This window comes from Burkholderia sp. Leaf177 (assembly GCF_001424345.1).
GTDB lineage: Bacteria > Pseudomonadota > Gammaproteobacteria > Burkholderiales > Burkholderiaceae > Caballeronia.
The window spans coordinates 132,776-156,965 of record NZ_LMPF01000001.1; the positions used below are offsets into that span (position 1 = coordinate 132,776).

Below are 24,190 nucleotides of genomic sequence, written 5' to 3' on the forward strand. Positions count from 1 at the left end.
CGCGGCGCTTTGAGCTGCCGGTCGCGCGTTATCGGGGTGAAGAACGCAGGCTCGGGCGGCTGAAGGGTTCAAATTGTACCGAACGTTTTACGATTTGATCGGTGGAAACCCTGAGATTTCAAGCGCTGATTCAATGAGTTGGCCATTTCGCCGATGAATGTTGCTTTTCGTCATCGGCAGGTCTAGTTTGCGGAATGCCGTTTTCCCAGAAGGATTTTTAATGAACGTTTTTCGTGCCATTTTTCCGTTGCTGCTGGCCATGTGCTTCGTGCCCGGCGCCTTCGCACAAGACGCCGATTCGAGCGCCGGACCCATCCGGACCAAGGCGGGAACCGTGACGTTCGTCCAGCAGGGAAACAACGTCGATGCTCAGCTCGACGGCGCAACGTTCGATCGTTTCAACGCTCGGCGTATCACGCATTTTGTCGAGCCGTCCGGTGCGCGCATGATCGTCGAGGCCTTCGATAACGGCGCGCCCGAACTTCTTCTCTACGACTTCACGAAACGCCCGCCGGCGGTCGAGCGCATCGGACGACGCATGAAACTGACCGGCGTGTTCTGGCAGCGCGATGAAGTCGTGCTCAAAAGCGCCGAAGGCTGGTACAGGTTCCAGCGCGGCACGCTGACGAAGCTGGTTTCATCGAAGACGATCTATCACTGAGCGCCGTTAAGAGGACGCACCGGCATCACGCGTTCGCCCGCGACCACGAAGATGCGTTCGTTGCGGGCGTTTTCGTTGACCTCGTAACCGCCCGTGAACGCGCCGAATGCCGGGAGCACGCCGGCATCGGCGGCGAAGCGAAAGCACGGCAGGCGCACGCTGTCACGCCGCGTCGCCACGCGATACACCGGATGCTCATGCCCGGCGAGCGCGAACGCACCCGGCACGCGCTGCGGGTAATGACACAACGCCCACGGACCCAGCCGATACGGTTCATCGACCACTTCCATTTTCAGCGCTTCGGGCGGGCCGCCCGCGTGGCGATCGTGATTGCCTTCTACCAGCACGAGCCGCAAATCGGCATGCCTCGCGCGCCACTCGGCGAGCGCGCGCAACGTTGCCAGCGCGTGCGATTCCCTCGCGTGCAGCAAGTCGCCGAGAAACACTACACATGCTGGCCGATGCATCGAGATCAACGCATCGAGCCGCGCCAGCGTCTCGGCGGTCGATCCTTCCGGCACCGGAATGCCGCGCGCGCGAAACACGGCGTCCTTGCCAAAATGTGCATCGGCGATAAACAAGGTTTTCAGCACCGGATCGAATGCCGCGCGCGCCGCCGATAACACCAGCGCATGGCCGCCCGCATCCACCGTCAACGCTTCGATCATCATGCGCGCGCCGCCTTCTCCAGATCGGCGAGCATGCGCGCAACGCGATCCGAGAGCTTCTCGGTGCTTACCTTTTCGCGAAGCCGCGCGATGATCAGCGGAAACGCAAACGGCGTCGGTTTCTTCGGATGCGTAAGCGCGAGCCGGCTCGTGCTCATGCTTTGAAGCGCGGCCCGCATGCGTTCGAGTTCGAGTTCCTGCAACATCACTTCTTCCTCGGCCTGCGCGAGCAGCAGGTTGTCGCTGTCGTGCTGACGAAAAACTTCATAGAACAATCCGCTCGATGCCTGCAATTGCCGCGCGCTTTTTTGCTGGCCGGGATGGCCTTGAAAGATCAGCCCGGACACGCGCGCGATTTCGCGAAAACGCCGCGCCGCAAGCTCGGATGAATTGAGGCTCGCGAGAATGTCGTGTTCGAGATTATCGGGCGAAAATAGACCTTCCTGTATCAGCGTTTCCCAGTCGAATGGCCGCGCGGAGAGCAACTCGAAACCGTAGTCGTTCATCGATATGGAGAAGGTGCTGGGTTGATCGCGCGCCACGCGCCAGCCGATCAGCGACCCCAGTCCGATATGCGCCATGCGTCCCGCGAACGGATAGCAAAACAGGTGATGCCCTTCGCGCGAGCGGATCATTTCGACCAGCAGTACGCCGGGTTCCGGCAACGCGGACCACTTCGCCTGCAACTCCAGCAGCGGACGCACGGCCTGCATCTCGGGTTCGTCGTAGACGCCGTTGACGGCGCGCGCGAGCATCATCAGCGTGGCTTCCGCGAGCTCGGAAGAAAGCGGCATGCGGCTGCCGGCCCATTGCGGCATCGCGCCACGAGACGACGTCGCGCGCTTCACGTACGCCGTCATGTCGCGCACGCGGATCAGTTCGAGCGCGCGGCCGCCGAAGGTGAAGACGTCGCCGGGTTTCAGGCGCGAGATGAACGATTCCTCCATCGCCCCGATCCGGCCGCCCGTCATGTACGCCACGTTGATGGTCGCGTTCGCGACGATCGTGCCGACGTTGTTCCTGTGGCGCCGGATCAGATCCTCGCGCGGCACGCGATACACGCCGTCGGAATCGGGCATCACGCGATGAAAATCCGGATACGCCGCGAGCGACGTGCCGCCGCGTTCCACGAAGGCCAGCGCCCAGTCGAATTCCTGCTGCGTGAGATCGCGATACGCGTAGGTGTTGCGAACTTCACGGAAGAGATCCGGCGCCTTGAAGCCCCCGCCAATGGCAATGCTTACCAGATGTTGCACGAGGACATCAAGCGGCTTGTAGGGCATCTCACGGCCTTCTATGTGCCGTTCCTCGACCGCCCATCGTGCAGCGGCCGCTTCGACGAGTTCGAGCGCATGCGTGGGCACGATGGTCACGCGCGACGCACGTCCCGGCGCGTGTCCCGATCGACCCGCGCGTTGCATCAAACGCGCGACGCCCTTCGGCGAGCCGATCTGGAACACGCGATCGACCGGCAGGAAATCGACGCCGAGATCCAGGCTCGACGTACACACCACGACTTTGAGCTGACCGTTCTTCAGGCCGAGTTCAACCCATTCGCGAACTTCCTTGTCGAGCGACCCGTGATGCAGCGCGATCAGCCCGGCCCAGTCGGGCCGCAATTCCAGCAACGCCCGATACCAGATCTCCGATTGCGAGCGCGTGTTGGTGAAGACGAGCGAACTGCGCGCGTTATCGATTTCAGCCGCGACCGGTTCGACTTGCCGAACGCCGAGATGTCCGCCCCATGGAAAGCGTTCGATCGTATCGGGAATCAGCGTATCGACAATCAAGGTTTTCGGTTGCGCGCCGCGCACCGAGACGCGCGGCGTTTTCACGGGCGCGAGCAACGCGTCTTTAGCCAGTTCGAGATTGCCGAGCGTCGCCGATAAACCCCAGACCTGCAGCTCCGGCCGCCAGTGTGCGAGACGTGCGAGCGCAAGCTGCGTTTGCGTGCCGCGCTTGTTGCCGAGCAACTCGTGCCATTCATCGACGACAACAAGGCGCACGTGCTTCATTTCGTCGATGGCGTTCGCGCGAGTGAGCATCAACGTGAGGCTTTCGGGCGTGGTGACGAGCGCCGACGGCATGCGCTTGTTTTGCCGCGCGCGTTCGGCGGATTGCGTGTCGCCCGTGCGCAAGCCAATGCTCCACGGCACGGCGAGTGCGGTCACGGCGGATTGAAGTGCGCGGGCGGTATCGGCGGCAAGGGCGCGCATCGGCGTGATCCACAACACGGTCAGCGGTGCGGGACTTTTTTGTTCGCGCCCATACGCGGCCAATGCGCCGAGCCATACAGCCCAGGTTTTGCCCGCGCCGGTCGTTGCATGCAGCAGGCCGCTCGCGCCGCCTTGAATCGCTGCCCATACCTCACGCTGAAACGGAAATGGCTGCCATTCGTTGCGCTCGAACCAGGCGTTCAGGCGGGTATCGAAGGGCGTGTCTTCAATAGCCGGATCGACTACGACCGGCACCGGTTGAAACAGCTCGGCAAGCGCGTCCGATTTTGCCTGAGCCGCGCGCGTTTTCGGCACCCGGCGCGGACGCGGACGTGGCGTGCTCATTGTGCGGCTCCATCGAGGAAACCCTTGAGCATGTCGAGCGTATCGGCGTCGTCGATCTGCTTGTCCGTGCGCCATCGCAACATGCGCGGGAACCTTACCGCGATGCCCGATTTATGGCGCGGACTCGCTTGTATTCCTTCGAAGCCGATCTCGAACACGAGCGTCGGCGTGACGCTTCGCACCGGTCCGAATTTTTCGATGGTCGTCTTGCGCACGATGGCATCGACCTTGCGCATTTCTTCGTCGGTGAGGCCGGAATAGGCCTTTGAGAAAGGCACCAGCGTGCGCACGCCATCGGCTTCGTCCCACACGGCGAACGTGAAGTCGGTGTAGAGATTCGCGCGCCGGCCGTGACCGCGCTGTGCGTAGAGCAGCACGGCGTCGATGGCATACGGCTCGACCTTCCACTTCCACCACGTTCCCGATGCCTTGGTACGGCCAACGCCGTACATCGAATCGCGGCCTTTGAGCATCAGGCCTTCCACGCCGCGTCCGCGGCTTTCTTCGCGCAACGCGGCCAGCGCGCTCCAGTCACTGGCATTCACCACCGGCGATACACGCAGCAAATCCACCGCGAGTTCGTTCGCCAATGCATCGAGTTGCGTGCGGCGTTCTATCAAAGGCGTCATGCGCAGGTCGCGGCCATTGGCTTCGAGCAGATCGTAGGCAAGAAACGTTGCGGGAGAATCGGCCAGCACTTTCTTCGACAAGGTCTTGCGCGTGATCCGCGGTTGCAGGCGCGCGAACGGCAGAGGCGCGTCGGCGCCCGGTTCCCATGCGAGGATTTCGCCATCGATCACGGTGCCGTCGGCCAGCGCTTCGCCCAACGCGGCGATCTCCGGAAAGCGGTCGGTGATGAGATCCTCGCCGCGCGACCAGACCCACACGCGCCCGCCGCGCTTCACCAGCTGCGCGCGAATCCCGTCCCACTTCCATTCAATGACCCAATCCGCCGGCACGCCGAGCGTCGCGGGATCAGCCTGCAACGGATGCGCCAGGAAGAACGGATAAGGCAAGCCGATATCGCTTTCATGCGGCGCGGCGGTTTCATCGTCGGCTGACGTTTCGGGCGCGATCAGCCGCAGATAACGCGCGGCGTCCGGCGCTTGTCGCGAGTCGGTCCAGCCGACCATGCGTTGTGCGATGCGCTTGTGATCGACGCCCGCGACTTCCGCCAGCGCGCGCACGACAAGCTGCCGGGCGACGCCCACGCGAAAGCCGCCGCCGATCAGCTTGGTCAGCAGGAAGCGCTCGCCCCAGTCGAGTTCGTCCCAGTAACCGAGCAAACGTGTCTTGAGTTCATCGGGTTCGACGCCGCGCAGAGTCAGTACGCGCCCTTCGATCCATTGCGCGAGCCCAAGCTCGGACGTGCGTTGCGCCGGCGGCAAGATATGCGCGATGGTTTCGGCGAGATCGCCGACGGCCTGATACGACTCTTCGAAAAGCCATTCGGGCAGCCGGGCGCGCTCGCGGGCGAACTCGCTGAGAAGGCGCGTGGGCACGGATTGACGCGGCTTGCCGCCGCTCAGGAAATACGATGCCCAGGCCGCGTCCTCGGGTTCCGCCGCCGAGAAATACGCGATCAGCGCCTCGAGTTTTTCTTTCGTCGATGTCGTGCCGTCGAGCGCGGTGTACAACGCGGCGAAGCGCTTCATTGATGGGCCGCCTCAGCTTGAGTGGCTTGAGTGGCTTGACTGACTTCGGCGGCGTCGGCGGCGTCAGCTTCGATAGCGTCGTCGCCGTATTCGGTCGTGAACGCGCCGGCTTCAAGTCCTTGTTCGCGCAGCCAGCGCACCATCGGTTCAATCTGGCCATGCGTGACGATCACACGTTCAGCACCGGTTGCGCCGATAGCCTGCTGCAAGCCAGGCCAATCGGCGTGATCGGACAGCACGAAACCGCGATCCAGCCCGCGCCGGCGCCGCGTGCCGCGCAGGCGCATCCAGCCGGAAGCGAAGGCGTCGCTGTAATCGCCGAAGCGCCGCATCCACGTGCTGCCTTGCGCCGACGGCGGCGCGACGACCAGCGCGCCCTTGAAAAAGGCTTTGTCCTTCGCGGCAATATCGCTGACAAGACGCGTCTCGGGCAACGCCACACCGGCCGCCCGATAAGCCCGGTTCAGCGGCTCGACCGCGCCGTGACAAAAGATCGGCCCGATGCTGGCGTCGATACCCGCGAGAATCCGCTGCGCCTTGCCGAACGAATAGCAGAACAGCACGGAAGGGCGTCCTTCGGCTGCGTTGTGCCGCCACCATGAATCGATGCCGCTGAAGGTGACGTGCGACGGGTCCCATCGATAAATCGGCAGCCCGAAGGTGGATTCCGTGATGAAGGTATCGCAGCGAACGGGTTCGAACGGTGCGCAAGTCGGGTCCGGGTCGACCTTGTAGTCGCCCGATGCAACCCAGACGCGGCCCGCATGTTCGACGCGCACTTGCGCCGAACCGAGCACATGGCCGGCGGGGTGGAGCGACACGGTCACGCCATTGATCACGAGGCGCTCGCCATACGGAACGCCTTGCAAGTCGATGCCCGGCAATCGCGAGAGCAATACGCCCACGCCTGCTTCCGCCGCGAGGTAACGCGCGTGCCCAAGACGTGCGTGGTCGGCGTGGGCGTGCGTGATGATTGCCCGTTCGACAGGCCGCCACGGATCGATAAAAAAATCGCCGGCCGCGCAATAAAGGCCTTCCGGCCTTGCAACAATCAGGTCTTTCGATGCGTCCAACCGCCCACCTACTTGAGAAAGGCACCATGCCGCAGGTCGCGGCCGTTAATGCTTTCGGTCAAGCAAATGCTGTGCCTTTACGAAAAAGGCGCCCGCAAATTAGCAATAAATTAGTAATCGTATGAAGAATTAATTTGATGGTGAAATGTCCGGACAAATCAATTAAATGGTTTGAAATTATCTTATTAAATTCGGTATTAACGAATGCAGGTTTTTCTAGTTCGACGCTTTAAAAATGCGTTTGATTGAGCGGCGCACCGTTAAACCAGGCTCTTACATTTTCAAGGGTTGTGCTGGCAATTTCGCTCAATGCTTCTCGCGTAAAAAACGCTTGGTGACCGGTAACGATCACATTGGGAAATGACAACAGACGCGCAAGGACGTCGTCCTGAAGAAGATGATTCGAATGATCTTCGAAGAAAATCCCGCCTTCTTCTTCATAAACATCCAGGCCGAGATGGCCGAGTTGGCCGCTCTTCAATGCATCGACGAGTGCGCTGCTGTCGATTAAACCTCCGCGTCCCGTATTGATCAGCATTGCGCCGTGTTTCATCTGCGAGAGCGCACTTGCGTCGATCAGGTGATAGGTGGAAGGCAGAAGCGGGCAATGCAGACTGACGATATCGGATTGAGCCAGCAGTGCCTCAAGCGGCAAATACTGCGCTCCGGCGTCGAGCAAGTCTTGTGCAGGCGGCCCTGGATCGTGTGCAAGCAAAGTCATACCGAAACCCGACATGATTTTGCCAAACACACGTCCAATGACTCCTGTACCGATAATGCCGAGTGTTTTACCGTGAAGGTCGAAACCCAGCAGGCCGTTAAGCGAAAAATCACCATCGCGGGTTCGGGCATAAGCGCGATGCAGCTTTCGATTAAGCGTGAGGATCAAACCCGCCGCATGTTCGGCAACTGCATGAGGCGAATAAGCGGGCACTCGGACCACGCCGATACCAAGCCGCTTTGCAGCGGCCAGATCGACGTGATTAAAACCTGCCGAGCGCAGCGCCACCAATTGCGTGCCGCCGTCGCGAAGTGCCTCGAGGACCGCTTCGTCGACGACGTCATTTACAAATGGACAAACTACCTTGCAACCATGCGCCAGAACTGCCGTTTGCGCGTCGAGTTGCGATTCCTGGAACTGCAGGGCGTAGCCGAAAGCCGCGTTTGCCTCGGTGAAGACGTCGCGATCATATTGACGGCTGCTGAAGACGATCATTGAGATCGGCATCGATATATAACCCCGCTTTCATGCATTAAAACGATCTAGTTGGCAATAGCGCTTGCTGGCCGCGCCATTGAAAGCCGGGCCAGGACGCTGTCCGGATGCTGCGGTACGCCGACTTCTCCGCCGGGGCCCATGTGCTCGAGAGTGTAATCGATGAAAGCGCGCGTCTTGGCAGGCAAATACTGGCGTCCGGGATAAACGATCGATACCTTGACATCGGGGTCGTCGATTGCATAGTCGCCAAGTACGCGCACCAGTGATCCGTCTTCCAGATCTTTCGACACGATGCCTTCCGGTACGATCGAGATGCCCATGTGCGCGAGCGTGCCGAGCCGCACCATTAGGGCGCTGTTGACCGTATAAACAGGCGCGAGCGTGACCTGATCGGCGCTGCCGTTGCTGCGGTGGCGGAAGTGCCAGGTGGCGCTGCGCATTTCGCTGGGTAGTGCCACGAACGAATGGTGCAGCAGGTCGGCGGGCTGGCTCGGCGAGCCGTGTTCTTCTAGATAGGCCGGCGTGGCGACCGGAATCAGCGTGTTGGTGGCAACGGGACGCTCCACGAGCGCTGTGCTCGACACCATGAATGCAGTCACGATGCCCACATCGAAACCATCTTCGACCAGATCGACATGACGCTCGGAAAGTGTCAGCCGGACATTAACCTTCGGATAAACCTGCCGGAATCCGTCGATAAGCGGCGTAAGCGCCATTAATGAAAGTGATCCGGACGCCACCACGCGCAATGTGCCGCTGGGGTCGCCTTCCGTATGGGCGACCATGGATTCCAGATGATCGAGTTCTTCGAGTAATGCGCGGCAACCTTCTAGATAACGCGTGCCGGCTTCCGTGAGTGAGAGGTTGCGAGTCGTTCGATTGATCAGGCGTGTACGCAAATGCGCTTCGAGCATCGCAATGGCGCGAGTAACTAGGGCGTTCGATACATCAAGTTGTTGTGCGGCCCGTCTAAAGCTTTCGGTTTCCGACACCCGCACGAACACCCGCATAGCATGAATTTGATTCATCGTCTCTTACCTCTCAGTGTCCTGAATAAATGTTGCCGCATTGCGTATCACCCACGTATGCGGCGTTTTTTGTTTCAGTATCAATCAAGCGCATTGACACCATGCGGAATTGCAATATGTACTTTATTTCTCGTCTGCATTCCGCAATATCGTAAGACTTTCACATTTGGAAAATCATTGCAATGAAAAATTACACTTCTACCGATTTTGAAGTGGATCATCAGATTTATGCAGGATTTTGTTTCACACATACATCCAGGCATTCGCGCCTATGACGCCCTTTATAGCCAGCAGTTATCTCTGATAGAAGCGTGAGAACGTTTAAGACGGTTGCTTTTTCCGATCATACGAGCGTGTAAAAATTCGAAAACTTTGCTCGAATGAGGTATTGGTATCGATACCGCATGCGTTACAGAGCAGTGACTATAAGGAGTTCAAACCCGGGTTATCAGTATCTTGACAAGTGTTGCCGGGAGACATGCGGATGTGTCAATTAACTTCCGGGATAATAATCGATTTAACTGAATTGTTAATTCAAAGGCATTGCGGTATTTGATCGTTGCAAATCGATATTCAATCGAGGCGATAATTTCATGATCTGGAACCTGTTGGCGCGTCAGCCCGAAATTGCCTTATTCGCTAGTCTGGCTATTGGATTTTTCATTGGTTCTTTCAAGTTGGGTCCCATTCAGTTGGGCGGTGTGTGCGGAACGCTGATCGTCGCCTTGATACTCGGACAAAGCGGTGCGCGGCTTTCTCCGGATTTGAAAAACATCGCCTTTGCACTGTTTATTTTCGCGCTTGGTTTCACCGGCGGGCCGCAATTCTTCGCCAATATTGGAAGAGGCTGGCGGTATGGGCTTTTGTCGATTGTGGAAATCATCGTCGTGCTTGGACTCGTGCTCGGCGCCGTGGCGTTGTTCAAGCTGGATCGCGGAACCGCCGCCGGCCTGCTCGCGGGCGCCGCGACGGAATCCGCTGTAGTCGGCACGGCCTCCGAAGCCATCGGCAAACTGGCTCTGCCTGCCGCGGAGATCGCGCGGCTGCAGGCAAATATTGTCACTGCGTATAGCGTCAGTTACCTGTTCGGGCTCGTCACCATCGTCCTGTTCACCAGCCAGATCGCGCCGTTGATGTTGCGCGTGAACCTACGCGACGAGGCCGAGCGCCTGTGGCGGACGCTCGGCGGCGACAGCGCGCTCGGGGAAGGGCAACGGCTCGCGGCGCCCTCGCTCGTGGCGCGTGAAGTGCGCGTGACGAACGCGGCCCAGATGCGGGTCGATGCATTGGAACAGCAGTTCGGCAACGAGATCACGGTTGGGCGCGTGGTGCGTGGCCGCGCGATAGTCAAGGCGCAACCGGGTCTGGTTCTGAGGCGCGATGACCGGATCGTGATCGGCGGCCGGCGTGCGGTGCTGGTGGAAGCGCTGCCATCGATTGGCGAGGAAGTCACGGGCAGCGACGTGGCCGACGTCTACGCCGAAACGCTCGATGTCATGCTCACCCGGCGCGAGGCACATGGCTTGACGGTTGCGCAAGTGCGCGCCCGCGCCACGGCAGCCGATGGTCACGGCGTCTACATCGCGGCCGTCACGCGTCTGGACAGCACGATCCCGGCGCTGCCCGGAACGGAGTTGCATCGCGGTGATGTACTGACGCTGATCGGCGCGCCCGAAGACGTCCGGCGCGGCGCGGCGAAGCTGGGTTACATCGTGCAGGCAACGATCAAGACCGACTTCGTGTTCCTCGGCATTGGCGTGATCCTCGGGATTCTGATTGGACATCTGAGCGCGCGGCTGGGCGATATCCAGATCGCGCTCGGCACGGGCGGCGGCTGTCTGCTGTCCGGCTTGCTGTTCGGCTGGATCCGATCGCGCTTTCCGGTGATCGGCTCGCTGCCTTCGGCCGCGGCGCAAGTGCTCAAGGATCTCGGCTTGTGCACGTTTATCGCGGCGGTGGGTCTTGGCGCCGGCGCCGATGCAATTCGCCTTATCCGCGAGTACGGCATTGCCTTGCCGCTCGCCGGTGTTGTCATCACGCTCGGGCCGGCGCTGATGTCTCTCGTGATCGGACGATGGCTGTTGAAACTCGAAGTGCCCATGTTGCTGGGCGCGATCGCAGGCCAGCAATGCAGCACGCCTGCAATAAGCGCACTTGTCGGCGTGACGGGAAACGCAACACCTGTTATTGGTTACACGATCACGTATGCATTGTCGAACGTGCTGCTGCCGCTGATGGGTCCGTTGATAGTCGGGCTCGCCGGCAAGCTCGGATAACAAGCCTGGAAATCGCCTTGAAGCGCGAATCGGCACGCGCTGACCAGGAAGGTCGGACGGGAACACAAATCTAGCGAGGGCATCATGGAATGGATACATCAGATTCTCACGAAGTCTCCGGAAATTGCGCTCTTCCTGTCGCTTGCGGCGGGGTATTTCATCGGCCAGATCAATTTTGGGAAATTCCAGCTAGGCGGCGTTGGCGGCTCGTTGCTGGCCGCCGTGGTCATCAGCCAGTTCGGCGTGCAGATCGATAACGGCGTGAAGTCCGTGATGTTCGCCATCTTCATCTATGCAGTCGGTTACGACTCGGGCCCGCAGTTTTTCAATTCCTTGTCGCGCAAGACGCTTCGCGAGATCGCGATGGCCGTGTTTCTCGCGGTATCCGCGCTTATCACCGTGCTCATCTGCGCGAAGCTCTTCGGGCTGAACAAGGGCATTGCGGCTGGACTGGCCGGCGGCGCGCTGACGCAATCGGCGATCATCGGTACTGCGGGCGATGCCATCGCGCGCCTCGGCTTGCCTGTCGCCGAAACCAAGTCGCTGCAATCCGATGTCGCCATTGCCTACGCCGTGACCTACGTGTTCGGCTCGCTCGGTGCGATCATCGTGTGCGTCAACATCCTGCCGAAGTTCATGGGGCAAGGCTTGAGAGAAGCTGCGGTCGAAGCCGAGAAGAGCTTGCTCGGCGGGACCACCGCGCGCGGGCCGGGCCAGACGGCGGCGTTGCCGGAACTCGTCGGACGCGCGTATCGGATAACCGGAAACAATGCGGCAGGCGTGGTCACCGGAACGGGTGGCGGAGCAGGCCGGACAGTTGCCGAAATCGAGCTGGCCGGATCGGACATGATTACCATCGAGCGGATCAGGCGTGCCGGCAAGCCGCTCGAACCGCGTCCCGACGTGATGCTGCAAGTCGATGACGTCGTGCTCGTAGTCGGACGACGCGAGGTGATGGTCGCGACGGCGCCGAACATTGGCGAAGAAGTGTCGGATACGGACGGCATCAGCGTCGTGATGCAGAACCGGCAAGGCGTCTTCACGCGCAAGGGCATGAATCACATGACGATTGCCGCGGTACGCACGACGGTCGATCGCGACCTGCGCCACGGCGTTTTCCTGCAGGAAATCAGGCGCGCTGACCAGCCGCTGCCGATCCTGCCCGAAACCCAGCTCGAACACGGCGATGTGATCACTTTCTACGGTTCGCCGCAGGACACAAAACGCGCCGTCGACGCAGCCGGTTACGAACTCCCCGTCACTAACAAGACCGACTTCATTTATATGGGCGTCGGGATTGTGCTCGGTTTGCTGATTGGTTTGATCGTGGTGAATGTGGGCGGTGTGCCATTGACGCTGGGTTCGGGCGGCGGCTGCCTGCTCGCGGGGTTGCTGTTTGGCTGGATGCGCGGCAAGCATCCGATGTACGGCGTGATGCCATCGGCGGCATCGCAATTGATGAAAGATTTCGGACTTGCCGCGTTCGTGGCCGCGGTTGGTTTGAACTCGGGATTGCAGGCCGTGGTGACGGTAAAACAAAGCGGCATGACCATCTTTTTGTTGGGCGTGGTCGTGACCGTACTGCCGCTCATTCTGACGATGATCTTCGGTCGCTACGTCCTCAAGTACAACAATGCCGCGCTGCTGGCGGGTGCGCTGACCGGTTCGCGCAGTGCAAATCCTGCGTTTGGCGCGTTGCTGGACAAAACGGAAAGCGCTGTTCCCACTGTGCCGTTCGCGATCACGTACGCGCTGGCCAACGTCTTGCTGACGTTGCTGGGACCGCTGCTGGTCGGTCTGGTCTAAAAAACGCGTGAAGGCAAGCTGAAAATGGGCGTGCCTTCGCGCGATGAAAAGTTGAACTGCGACGCTCATCCCGAGCCCAACCAGACTTCGAGACTGAGTGAGACTTCCGATGACATCAAAGCAAAAAACAGTTCAATTGCCGTCTGGTGAACAGATTCCCGCGTTGGGTCAGGGAACGTGGGAGATGGGTGAAAAATCGCGTGTGCGCGCCGATGAAATCAAGGCGTTGCAAACCGGCGTGGACTTGAGACTGACGTTAATCGATACGGCGGAAATGTATGGCGATGGGGACAGTGAAAAGCTCATTGCCGAGGCGTTGGGACATCGGCGGAATGATCTGTTTATTGTCAGCAAGGTTTATCCGCACAACGGCAGTGAATCCGGCGTTAAGGCGGCATGTGAACGCAGCTTGAAGCGTTTGCAGACAGATCGAATCGACTTGTATTTGCTGCATTGGCGTGGCGGAGAAGATCTGGAGGGCGTAATTGCCGGATTCGAGAATCTCGTTTCGGCCGGCAAGATCCGTCACTGGGGCGTGAGCAATTTCGACACAGACGACATGGTCGAACTTTTTGCGCTTGAAGGCGGTAACCGCTGTGCGACTAACCAGATCCTTTACAACGTTGCGCGCCGCGGTCCCGAGTTCGATCTTTTACCTTGGATGCGTGAGCGGAGCATGCCTGCGATGGCGTACAGCCCGGTCGATCATTCGCGCTTGCCAAAACACAGCGTCCTCAACGATATAGCCGCCGCACGCAACGTTTCCCCGATGCAAATCGCGCTTACGTGGGTGTTACAACAACCTCAAGTCCTGGCGATCCCGAAGGCGTCCACTGTGGCGCATGTCCGGGAAAACGCGGCGGCGCGGGACATGGAGTTATCGGCGGAGGAAAGGGCTCAAATCGATGCGCATTTCAAACCGCCGAAATCAAAGCGGCCGCTGGAAATGCTTTAAGCCGCGAATTTAATAGCGTTGCGTTAGCCAACGAGCGTAAGAACTTGCCCGAGACCACTGGTGGCGAAGCGTGTGGATGTAGGGATACGGAGGGGAAGGGTTTCAACTGTGCGGCGTTATGCGCCGAGGGTGCTTCTTGCGTGCCACACAATTAAAACTGCACGCTGTGGACACTTAAGAATTAGCGGTTGGGAGGCGTTTTCTTTGCTTCGTTTCTTTGTCGCCGAAGGACCAAGAAATGAAGTCCCGCCACGGACAGTGGCTAACAGTGCTAAAGAGAACAGAAAACAAGAAACCCGCGAAGACCCAAGCAGCAGCACCCTGACCACCACCAAAAAAACCCCTCACATACACCCATGATGCGAATGCACGGACCCCAAAACCGCGACCTCGGCCGGCGTCCGTTTCAACGCATCTTCATCGACTTGTTTCGCATCGGCGAGAAACTCGTCCACCATCGTAGAAACTGGCGTATTAGTCAAACATAGCGAAACCGCTTGCGTCTCATTAGGATTCAACTGCGAGTGCTGTCCAAGAAACAGCACCCCATATTGATACCCTCGCACGATCCCTCGCACTGCGCCGATACATTGCCCTAACGCTGCGTTATCGCCTTTTTGGGCGCATTCCTGCGCGAGTGTATAAGCTGAAAAACTCGGATCGACGGAAGGTGTTTGCGGCGCTGCCTGCTGCGCGTGGGCCAAAGAACCAGCCCCAAACAATGCAACTGCAACAGGCACAAAAGCCGCGAAGAAATTAAGTTTCATGTTGTAACCCTCGTGTCGGACGATGAACACGATAAGAGGTGACGCACGACGATTGGTTCCATCGGCAATCAGCATCAAGCCCCGCTCACCCGACCTTCTGCAATTGCTTCAACTCTTCCAGCGGAATATGACAACGAATCCGATGCCCATTCGCGGCATCGACGTACGGTGGTTCCTGCTGCTCGCACACAGCGCCAATCTTCCTCGGACATCGCGTATGAAACACGCAACCCGAAGGTGGATTCGCCGCGCTCGGCAATTCGCCCGATAAACGGATCCGCTCCCGCGCAATGCTTGCTCCATCGAGCGCCGGCACCGACGACAACAGCGCTTCCGTATAAGGATGATGCGGACCATCGAAGACATCGGCGGCGCGGCCGATTTCCATCAGCCGTCCGAGATACAGCACCGCGATCCGGTCAGACAGATACCGCACCACATGCAGATCGTGCGAGATGAAAACGTAGCTCACGCCGCGCTCGCGCTGCAGGTCGGCGAGCAGATTCAGGATCGCGGCCTGCACGGAAACGTCGAGCGCGGACGTGGGTTCATCGCAGACGACCACGCGTGGATCGCCTGCAAAAGCACGCGCAATCGCGACACGCTGTTTCAAGCCGCCGGACAACTGCTGCGTGCGCGAGCTCAGATACCGCTCGGGCAATCGCACGGCGGCGGTCAGCGATTGCAGACGCGCTTCTTTCGCGGCGCCGCGCAACGCGCCCAGTTTCGACAACGACCGCGCGATCAGCCGCCGCACCGAATGCGCGCGGTTCAACGCCGAATCCGGATTCTGGAACACGATCTGCAGCGACTTCACTTGTTCGTCATTGCGGCTCGTGACGCGCGGCGGCAGCGTGGCGCCATCGAGTTCAATGGAACCGCCTTCGTCCGGCGACAACAAGCCGAGCAGGAGCTTCGCAAGCGTCGTTTTACCGCTGCCCGATTCACCCACGAGGCCGAGCGTTTCGCCGAGCGCGAGTTCCATCGATACATCGTGAACAGCGCGTATGGATTCCCCGCCGACATTGAACGTCTTCGATAAACCCACCGCCCGCAACGCGATAGCCGTCTCATCTCGCTCGACACGCTTGCTCAACACCTCGGGCGTCGCGCGTGGCAATTCGGTTGCGCGCTCGTGGTAATGGCATCGCGACATCTGGTCGCCGTGAGCGGCCTGAACGCGATAAGGCGGCGGCGCTTCGCGATGACAACGCTCATCGGCCAGCTTGCAACGCTGTGCATAGATGCACCCTTGCGTCACGGTTCCCGGCAGCGGCAGCGAGCCCGGAATGGTGTCCAGGCGGCCCGTGTCCTTGCTGCGCCCCGTGGTCGGCAGGCAGCGCAACAGCCCGACCGTGTACGGATGCCGTGGCTTGGCGAATACATCTTGCGTTGCACCTTCCTCGACCAATTTCCCTGCATACAGCACGCCGACGCGATCGCACATGCGCCCGATCACCGCGAGGTTATGGCTGATGAAAAGCACCGCCGTGCCGAGTTCCTCGCGCAGTTGCGCGATCAGGTCGAGCACTTCGGCTTCCACGGTGGCGTCGAGCCCGGTCGTGGGTTCATCGAGGATCAGCAGTTCCGGGTTGCATGCAAGCGCCATGGCAATTACCACGCGCTGTTGCATGCCGCCCGACAACTGATGCGGGTAACTTTCCATCACGCGTTCGGGCGACGAAATGCGCACGCGCCGCAGGATATCGATAGTGCGTTCCAGCGCCTCGCTGACCGACGACCCCGCTAGTTCGAACGCCTCCGACACTTGCCGCGCGATCGTCAGCGATGGATTCAGCGCGCGGCCCGGGTCCTGATACACCATCGATACCGCGTTCGCACGCATGTTCCGCAACGCGTCGGCGTTCATCGAGGAAATGTCGTGTCCGGCGATGGAAATCTTGCCCGCCTTCACACGCCCGTTGCGCGGCAGATATCGCAGAACCGCGAGCGCGGCCGTGGACTTGCCGCAACCCGATTCGCCGACGAGCCCATACGCTTCGCCACGTTTTACCCGCAGCGATATGTCTTGCAGGACTTCACGATCCCGCCCGCGCATGCGATATGCGACCGTCAATCCGACGATGGTCAGCGCATCGGTTTCGGCGCTTTTCGATCCATCGAAAATGGGGAAAGCGGATGGAGGCGGGCCGTTCATCGGTCGAGGACTCCCTGAATGCCATCGGCGACGAGGTTCACGCCTACGACCAGCGAGGCGATCGCGGCGGCATCGAACACGACCGTCCACCATGCGCCGCCTGCCATCAGCGTGTAGCACTCGGACAGCGCGAGACCCCAATCCGCCGATGGCGGCTGAATCCCGAAGCCGAGAAACGACAGCGTCGCCACCGAGAAAATCGCGTAGCCGAGCCGCACGGTCGTCTCCACGATGATCGGTTGAAGCACGTTCGGCAGAATTTCCGCGAACATGATGTAGAACGCGTTTTCGCCACGCAATTGCGCGGCGAGCACGTAGTCGAGGTTGCGTTCGGCGAACACGGCGGCACGCACGGTGCGCGCGGTGATGGGCGTGAACGTGATGCCGATCACGAGAATCACGGTCAGGTTGCTCGCGCCCACGGCGGCGAGCGCGAGCAGGGCGACGATCACGAGCGGCAGCGCAAGAACGGCGTCGATCAGGCGGCCGACCACGTTGTCCACCCAGCCATCGAAATAACCGACGATCAAGCCCACCGCCGTCCCCGCAACCGTGCCGAGCAGCGTCGCCAATGGCGCGATGGTCAGGATGTCGCGCGCGCCGACGATCACGCGCGCGAAGACATCGCGGCCGAGCTGATCGGTGCCGAACCAGTGCGTGCCGTCGGGTGGCGTGAGCGAATTGAGCGGATCGGACGCGTAGGGATCTTGCGGCACGACCCAATGTCCGCCGATTGCGCACGCGACCCAGAACAACAGGATCAGCGCGCCGGCCAGAAACGTGGGCGAGCGCAACAGCGCTTTCGTGCGTTCGTATTTTGGCGCCTTGTATGCCGGCGCGGCGGTCGTCGTGCTCATTGCGCGTTCCTTACCCGCAAGCGCGGATTGAGCACTACATACAATGCATCGGCGATGAGATTGGCCGTCGTATAGATCACGCCGATGGTCAGCACGCCCGCTTCGAGCATCGGGAAATCCTTGCCTTTCGCGGCGTTGTAGATCAGCGAGCCGATGCCCTGATAGTGGAACAGCGTCTCCACCACGACCAGCCCGCCGATCATGTAGCCGAGCTGCGTTGCGGCGACGGTGACGGTTGGCAGCAATGCGTTGCGCAACACGTGCCGCATGATCACCACGCGGCGCGGCAAGCCCTTCAGGATTGCGGTGCGCGTGTAATCGGCATCGAGCGCTTCAACGGTTCCGGCACGCGCCATCCGCGCGATATAACCAAAAAACACGAGCACGAGCGGCAACACCGGCAGGATCAGATGCTTCAGTTGAACCAGCACGTTCGCGCCGGGCGGATACGTGGCTTCGATCGGCAGCCATTGCAGCCAGATGCCGAACACGAGAATCAGCACAATGGACGAAACGAACTCAGGCACGACTGTCGCCGATAACCCCGTGATGCTGATCGTCCGATCGATCCATCGGCCTTCGTGAAGCGCAGCGTACACGCCGCCGGCAATTCCCAGCGGCACCACGACAATGAACGCTAGCGCGCCGAGCTTCGCCGAGTTGAGCAAAGCCGCGCCAATGAACGGCGCGACCGGCGCGCGATACGAATACGACTCGCCCATGTCGCCGCGAAGGAAATGCCCGATCCAGCCGGCGTATTGCGTGAGCAACGGCCGGTCTACGCCAAGCTGATGATTGAGTGCGGCGACCGCGCGTGCGTCGGCGAGAGGACCGAGGATTGCACGGCCTACATCGCCGGGAAGCAGCTGGCCGCCCGCGAACACGATCACCGAAAGCAGCCCCAACGTGATGGCTGCCAGAAACAGCCGCACGCCGATAAACCGCGCGATGCGCAGCGCGCTGCCTGCATTGGAACGTGACGCGGCTTTCGAAGCGACCGGTGGAGAAACCGTGTTCATGGATCGAGGCGTCCTGTGATCATCGACGAATCACCCACTAAGCGCCAAGCGTCGCGCGTTCGAAATACAACTGCGAAATGGCGTTGAAACGCACGCCCTTCACGTTTGCCCGCGTGACGATCAACTGGTCGTAGAAGTACGGAATGATGACCGGGGTTTCATCGAGCAGAAGATTTTGAATCTGGCCGGAAAGCTTTTTCTGCGATGCCACGTCGAGCGCCGCCACGAAATCCGCGACGAGCTTGTCGTATTGCGGGTTCTTGAAATGCGCTGCGTTCCACGTGCCTTCGCTTGTCAGCGGCGCGTTCAAAAAGACATTCGGCACGCCACGATGCCCGTAATCCGTGATGCCGAGCGGCGAATCGAGCCAGTCCGATTTGCCGTACGTACCCGCGCCGTAATACAACTCCTGGCTCTCGACCTTCAGCGTGATCTTGATGCCGATCGCCTTCGCCGCGTTCTGAATCACGACCGCAAGATCGGGAATCTCCATGTACTTTTCGGTCGTGAGCGTGACATCGAAACCATTCGGTACGCCGGCCGCCGCGAGCAGTTGCTTGGCTTTCGCTATATCCAGCTTGCGTTGCGGCACGCTCATGTCGCTCGATGGAAACACCGGCGAAAACGGGCTGTCGTTCCCGAGCGCCGCATGTCCCTTGAACAAACCCTTCACGATCACTTCCCGATTCACCGCGAGCGCGAGCGCCTGACGCACGCGTTTGTCCTTGAACGGACCCGTGTCGGTGCGCATGTGGATCTGGCGATGCGCGCTCGACTTCACGCCGAGCACCTTGAACTCCGGGTTCGTCATCATGCTGACGCCGCCCTGGACCGTAAAGTCGCCCATGACGTCGGCCTGGCGTCCTTGCAGCGCGAGGAGTTCCGATTGTTCGTCGGCGTAGAAGGAAAACTTGATACGTTCCGGCAGCGCTTTTTCGCCCCAGTAATCCGGATTTCGTACGAACGACGCACCCACTTTCGGCGTGTACGACTCGAACTTGAACGGGCCCGTGCCGGGAAACGACTTCTCGTACGTGCCGCTGAAGTTTGCCGGGAGGATCACGGCGTTATACGTATCGGAGGAAACGTAGTACGGGAAATTGCCGTTCGGCGCATCGAGATGAAACTCGACCGTCATATCGTCGATGGCCTTCACCGCGCCTTTCGACAACACGCCTTTCAGCACCGACAACGCGGCCGAACCGCTGCCCGGATCGGCCAGCCGGTTGAAGGTTGCGGCGACGTCTTTTGCGGTCATCGGCTGGCCGTCGTGGAACTTGACGTTCGGGCGCAGCTTGAACGTCCACACATCGCCTTTTGCGTTGGGCTTCCACGAAAGCGCGAGGGAAGGGCGCAGCACGAGCGCCTGACCGTCGTCGTCGATCAAGAACTCACCTGTTTGATTGATCAGCGCCAGTCCGGCCGGATCGGTCACGGTCAGCGGATCGACCTGACCGGATGGCGTCAGATGCGCCACGCGGATCGTGGCTCCGGGCTTGCCTGCAGGCGCCTGGGCACGTGCCGAGGGCATGCCGATCAAGCCACCCGCCGCCATCGAAAGACCGAGCAGACTCGCGTGCCTCAACAATTCGCGCCGCGAGAGCCGGCCTTCCTTGAATTCATCGATGGCGTGATTGCCCAGTTCTCCCGCTGAGTTGCGCGCGGAATCGAGCGCGGAATCGGAGAAAAAAGGCGAGTTGGTTTTCTTCATCGGGCTGTCCGGTTCGGGGTTCGGGTTGTTGTTCTCGACTCGACGACACTGCGCGCACCAGCGCGGTCCAAAGCCGCCTGCCGATGCACATCCAGTTTAGCGGAGCAAATTGCGTTCCGATTCCCGGTCCGCGTTTCGCCGCGCAAAATATTCGCGCCAGGAACGCGCGTTTTATCAGTGCTGATGCGGATGCTTGTGGATTGGATCGACCCAGAACACTTCTTCGGGTTGCTCGACCGCGTCGATATTCAGGTTCACCACGACCGCATCGTTGTCGCTTCGCACGAGCACGCATTCGAGCGGTTCATCGGTCAACGCATTGATCTCCTGATGCGGCACGTACGGCGGCACGAAGATGAAATCGCCGGGGCCGGCTTCAGCCGTGAATTCCAGATGATTGCCCCACTTCATGCGCGCTTGTCCGCGCACCACGTAGATCACGCTTTCCAGCGCGCCGTGATGATGGGCGCCGGTCTTGGCGTTCGGATGGATCGTGACCGTTCCGGCCCAGATCTTCTGCGCGCCGACCCGCGCTGCATTGATCGCGGCGGCGCGGTTCATGCCGGGCGTCTGCGCGGTGTTGGTATCGAGCTGGTCGCCCTTGATGACCTTGACGCCGTTCTCGCGCCAGTCGGTGTGCTCGTGCTCATGTTCGTGCTGATGCTCGTGATTATGGTCGTCGCTCATTCTGTTCCCCGGCTGGACGATGGATTAAACACATGAAAAAGTCCGCTGCCACCGGCAGGCAACAGCGGACTTCATATGAACTGCCAAGCTTATAACTTGACGAGATTTACTTCGACTTCGAATTGACGATGGCTTCCGCGACGTTGTTCGGCGTCTCGGAGTAATGTTTGAACTCCATCGTGTACGTGGCGCGGCCCTGCGTCAGAGAGCGCAGCGTGGTCGAGTAGCCGAACATTTCCGCCAGCGGCACTTCGGCGCGAACCAGTTTGCCGCCGCCGCCCGCAATGTCTTCCATGCCTTGCACGATGCCGCGCCGTGACGACAAATCGCCCATCACGTTGCCCATGAAGTCTTCGGGCGTTTCCACTTCCACGGCCATCATCGGCTCGAGCAGCACCGGCTTGGCCTTCCGCATGCCGTCCTTGAACGCCATCGATCCAGCCATGCGGAACGCGTTTTCGTTCGAGTCCACGTCGTGATACGAGCCGAAAGTCAGCGTCACTTTCACGTCGACAACCGGATAACCCGCCAGCACGCCCGCCTTCAGCGTTTCCTGAATACCTTTGTCGACCGCCGGAATGTATTCGCGCGGCACCACGCCGCCCTTGATGGCATCGACGAATTCATAACCCGTGCCGGGCTTTTGCGGCTCCAGCTTCAGCACAACGTGACCGTACTGGCCGCGTCCGCCCGACTGCTTGACGAACTTGCCTTCAATGTCTTCCACCGGAATGCGGATGGTCTCGCGGTACGCCACCTGCGGCTTCCCGACGGTCGCTTCCACGCCGAATTCACGACGCATCCGGTCGACGAGAATTTCCAGGTGCAATTCGCCCATGCCGGAAATGATCGTCTGGCCGGACTCTTCGTCGGTCTGAACGCGGAACGACGGATCTTCCTGCGCAAGGCGATTCAACGCGATGCCCATTTTTTCCTGGTCGGGTTTCGTCTTCGGCTCGACCGCTTGGGAGATCACCGGTTCCGGGAAAATCATGCGTTCCAGGATGATTGGATGAGCGGGGTCGCAGAGCGTGTCGCCCGTCGTGGCTTCCTTCAAACCCACGGCCGCGGCAATATCGCCGGCGCGCACTTCCTTGATTTCCTGACGCTCGTTCGCGTGCATCTGGAGAATCCGGCCGAGCCGTTCCTTCTTTTCCTTGATCGAGTTATAGACCGTGTCGCCCGAATTCACGACGCCCGAATACACGCGGAAAAAGATCAGCTGGCCGACAAACGGGTCCGTCATGATCTTGAACGCGAGCGCTGCGAACGGGTCCTCGTCGGTCGGATGACGCTCCGCTTCCTTGTCGTATTCGTCCACGCCCATGATGGCGGGCACGTCCGCCGGCGACGGCAGATAGTCGATGACCGCGTCGAGCATCGCCTGCACGCCCTTGTTCTTGAACGCGCTGCCGCAGAACATCGGCACGATTTCGCTGCGCAGCGTGCGTGAACGGATGGCAGCCTTGATCTCGTCCTCGCTGATTTCTTCGCCGCCGATGTACTTGTCCATCAGCGCTTCGTTCGCATCCGCGGCGGCTTCGATCATCTTTTCGCGCCATTCCTCAGCGGTTTCGCGCAAGTTCGCAGGGATTTCCTGATACTCGAACAGCACGCCCTGGCTCGCTTCGTCCCAAATGATCGCCTTCATCTTGACCAGGTCGATCACGCCCTGGAAATGATCTTCGGCACCAACGGGGATTTGCATCGGCACGGCGACGCCTTTCAGGCGTTCGCCAATCTGCCGCTGAACGCGGAAGAAATCGGCGCCCACGCGGTCCATCTTGTTGACGAACGCAATGCGCGGGACCTTGTACTTATTGGCCTGGCGCCACACGGTCTCGGATTGCGGCTGCACGCCGCCGACCGAGTCGTAGACCATGCACGCGCCGTCCAGCACGCGCATCGAGCGCTCGACCTCGATGGTGAAGTCGACGTGTCCGGGTGTATCGATGATATTGATCCGATGTTCCGGATAATTTCCGGCCATGCCTTTCCAGAAGGCCGTGGTCGCGGCGGAGGTGATGGTGATGCCGCGCTCCTGTTCCTGCTCCATCCAGTCCATCGTCGCCGCGCCGTTGTGAACCTCACCAATTTTGTGGTTCACGCCGGTGTAGAAAAGAATGCGTTCGGTGGTCGTGGTCTTGCCGGCATCGATATGAGCGCTGATACCAATATTCCGATAGCGGTCGATGGGAGTCTTGCGGGGCACTTGAACCTCCTGTTGATTGGATGGAGCTTTTTGATGCCAGACCGGCACGAAATGCTGAAAAGGGCGGTTTGGCGGCTCCGGAGCAAAGCGCTATGCGCGTTTCGCTGGTTTATTAGGATAGCGCGTCGAGACTCTCTTTGCAGGAATCTTGCCAGGGCGGGAAAAACGGTAAATTGGCGCGCGCAAAGCGAAGAAAGCGCTTCAAGCGCCTTGGAATGCAAAAAGCCGGCGCGCGCTCGAAAGCGGCGACCGGCTTTTAAGTCTGGTGTGGCGCGGCCGGCGTTCCGGGCGCCTCCTAATTCGCCTACTGAACGGGCGGCAAGCCCTGAATTTTCATGCCCGGCTTGATTCCCTTCGCGGTGAACCAGCCTTTGCTCATCTCAAGCGCGTACACGCCGTTGTTACGCGGACAGTGGTTATTTTCCGTCTCGGCCTGCATTTCATCGATATCCGTCACCGTGCCGTCTTCACGAATAAACGCGATCGACAACGGGATCAACGTGTTTTTCATCCAGAAGCAATGCACGGCGCGCTCATTGAACACGAACAACATGCCCTCGTTGGGCGCGAGTTTCGTGCGATACATCAGGCCTTGCTCGCGATCGGCATCGTTTGAAGCGATGGCGGCGTCGATCACATACATGCCGGCCGTCAGCTTGGTGTGCGGAAAGTCGCCGGGCTGCTTGGCGCCCGCCGGCATTTGCTGCGCATGAGCGCCCAGCGAAACCAGCGGCACCGCGAGCGCTACGAGCGCACGGCGAACCAGGCGGCCAAGATCGAACGATGAAACTGAGCGGGGCGAAAAACAGGAAAGCCACGAAAGACGCACGGCGAAACTCCTCACGGGATAAAGCCGGTTCAGTGAATGATCCGGCAT

At 60.1% G+C, this 24,190-nt stretch carries 18 protein-coding genes; 4 read left to right on the plus strand and 14 right to left on the minus strand.

Features of this window, described 5'->3' with window-relative positions; translation table 11 throughout:
* The first annotated feature begins 220 nt into the window (after positions 1-220).
* Positions 221-661 carry a hypothetical protein gene (locus ASG35_RS00590; RefSeq protein WP_056351552.1) on the plus strand — a complete coding sequence of 147 codons (441 nt, stop codon included), beginning with the start codon at positions 221-223 and terminating at the stop codon, positions 659-661.
* Here the strand turns inward: ASG35_RS00590 and pdeM are convergent.
* From pdeM to ASG35_RS00620, 6 genes are all read right to left on the minus strand, one after another.
* Positions 655-1,332 (minus strand): ligase-associated DNA damage response endonuclease PdeM, encoded by a 678-nt coding sequence (pdeM, locus tag ASG35_RS00595; RefSeq protein WP_056351553.1) that lies wholly within the window; start codon positions 1,330-1,332, stop codon positions 655-657. The genes ASG35_RS00590 and pdeM overlap by 7 nt on opposite strands.
* Positions 1,329-3,890 (minus strand): ligase-associated DNA damage response DEXH box helicase, encoded by a 2,562-nt coding sequence (locus ASG35_RS00600; RefSeq protein WP_056351554.1) that lies wholly within the window; start codon positions 3,888-3,890, stop codon positions 1,329-1,331. Before ASG35_RS00600 ends, pdeM begins: the two co-directional genes overlap by 4 nt.
* Positions 3,887-5,545, minus strand: coding sequence for an ATP-dependent DNA ligase (locus ASG35_RS00605; protein WP_056351555.1), 1,659 nt, complete (start codon positions 5,543-5,545; stop codon positions 3,887-3,889). The genes ASG35_RS00600 and ASG35_RS00605 overlap by 4 nt, the downstream gene beginning before the upstream one ends.
* Positions 5,542-6,618 carry a ligase-associated DNA damage response exonuclease gene (locus ASG35_RS00610; protein WP_056351556.1) on the minus strand — a complete coding sequence of 359 codons (1,077 nt, stop codon included), beginning with the start codon at positions 6,616-6,618 and terminating at the stop codon, positions 5,542-5,544. The genes ASG35_RS00605 and ASG35_RS00610 overlap by 4 nt, the downstream gene beginning before the upstream one ends.
* Before the next feature lie 229 nt (positions 6,619-6,847).
* Positions 6,848-7,840, minus strand: coding sequence for a 2-hydroxyacid dehydrogenase (locus ASG35_RS00615; protein ID WP_056352825.1), 993 nt, complete (start codon positions 7,838-7,840; stop codon positions 6,848-6,850).
* A gap of 41 nt (positions 7,841-7,881) precedes the next feature.
* On the minus strand, positions 7,882-8,865 hold the full coding sequence (locus tag ASG35_RS00620) for a LysR family transcriptional regulator (protein WP_056351558.1): 984 nt from the start codon (positions 8,863-8,865) through the stop codon (positions 7,882-7,884).
* 593 nt (positions 8,866-9,458) lie between these two features.
* Between ASG35_RS00620 and aspT (ASG35_RS00625) the strand changes: the two genes are divergently transcribed.
* From aspT (ASG35_RS00625) to ASG35_RS00635, 3 genes are all read left to right on the plus strand, one after another.
* Positions 9,459-11,141, plus strand: coding sequence for an aspartate-alanine antiporter (gene aspT, locus ASG35_RS00625; RefSeq protein ID WP_056351561.1), 1,683 nt, complete (start codon positions 9,459-9,461; stop codon positions 11,139-11,141).
* An 84-nt stretch (positions 11,142-11,225) separates the two neighbouring features.
* Positions 11,226-12,947, plus strand: a complete 1,722-nt coding sequence (aspT, locus tag ASG35_RS00630) for an aspartate-alanine antiporter (protein ID WP_056351563.1) — start codon at positions 11,226-11,228, stop codon at positions 12,945-12,947.
* Between the two features lie 109 nt (positions 12,948-13,056).
* Complete coding sequence (locus ASG35_RS00635) at positions 13,057-13,902, plus strand: aldo/keto reductase (RefSeq protein WP_056351566.1); 846 nt, start codon at positions 13,057-13,059, stop codon at positions 13,900-13,902.
* Between the two features lie 344 nt (positions 13,903-14,246).
* Here the strand turns inward: ASG35_RS00635 and ASG35_RS00640 are convergent, their stop codons facing one another.
* The 8 genes from ASG35_RS00640 to ASG35_RS00675 all read right to left on the minus strand — a co-directional run bounded on the left by ASG35_RS00640 (position 14,247) and on the right by ASG35_RS00675 (position 24,190).
* A complete protein-coding gene (locus tag ASG35_RS00640; RefSeq protein WP_056352827.1) occupies positions 14,247-14,669 on the minus strand; it encodes a hypothetical protein in 423 nt (140 codons plus the stop codon).
* An 85-nt stretch (positions 14,670-14,754) separates the two neighbouring features.
* Positions 14,755-16,827, minus strand: coding sequence for an ABC transporter ATP-binding protein (locus ASG35_RS00645; protein ID WP_056351569.1), 2,073 nt, complete (start codon positions 16,825-16,827; stop codon positions 14,755-14,757).
* On the minus strand, positions 16,824-17,684 hold the full coding sequence (locus ASG35_RS00650; RefSeq protein ID WP_056351572.1) for an ABC transporter permease: 861 nt from the start codon (positions 17,682-17,684) through the stop codon (positions 16,824-16,826). Before ASG35_RS00650 ends, ASG35_RS00645 begins: the two co-directional genes overlap by 4 nt.
* Positions 17,681-18,703 carry an ABC transporter permease gene (locus ASG35_RS00655; protein WP_056351573.1) on the minus strand — a complete coding sequence of 341 codons (1,023 nt, stop codon included), beginning with the start codon at positions 18,701-18,703 and terminating at the stop codon, positions 17,681-17,683. The genes ASG35_RS00650 and ASG35_RS00655 overlap by 4 nt, the downstream gene beginning before the upstream one ends.
* Before the next feature lie 37 nt (positions 18,704-18,740).
* Positions 18,741-20,414 carry an ABC transporter substrate-binding protein gene (locus ASG35_RS00660; protein ID WP_056351574.1) on the minus strand — a complete coding sequence of 558 codons (1,674 nt, stop codon included), beginning with the start codon at positions 20,412-20,414 and terminating at the stop codon, positions 18,741-18,743.
* A gap of 174 nt (positions 20,415-20,588) precedes the next feature.
* Positions 20,589-21,101 carry a cupin domain-containing protein gene (locus ASG35_RS00665; RefSeq protein WP_056351577.1) on the minus strand — a complete coding sequence of 171 codons (513 nt, stop codon included), beginning with the start codon at positions 21,099-21,101 and terminating at the stop codon, positions 20,589-20,591.
* A 106-nt stretch (positions 21,102-21,207) separates the two neighbouring features.
* Entirely contained in the window at positions 21,208-23,313 is a 2,106-nt protein-coding gene (gene fusA, locus ASG35_RS00670) for an elongation factor G (protein ID WP_056352829.1), read from the minus strand.
* A 304-nt stretch (positions 23,314-23,617) separates the two neighbouring features.
* Positions 23,618-24,190 carry a DUF192 domain-containing protein gene (locus tag ASG35_RS00675; RefSeq protein WP_156392931.1) on the minus strand — a complete coding sequence of 191 codons (573 nt, stop codon included), beginning with the start codon at positions 24,188-24,190 and terminating at the stop codon, positions 23,618-23,620.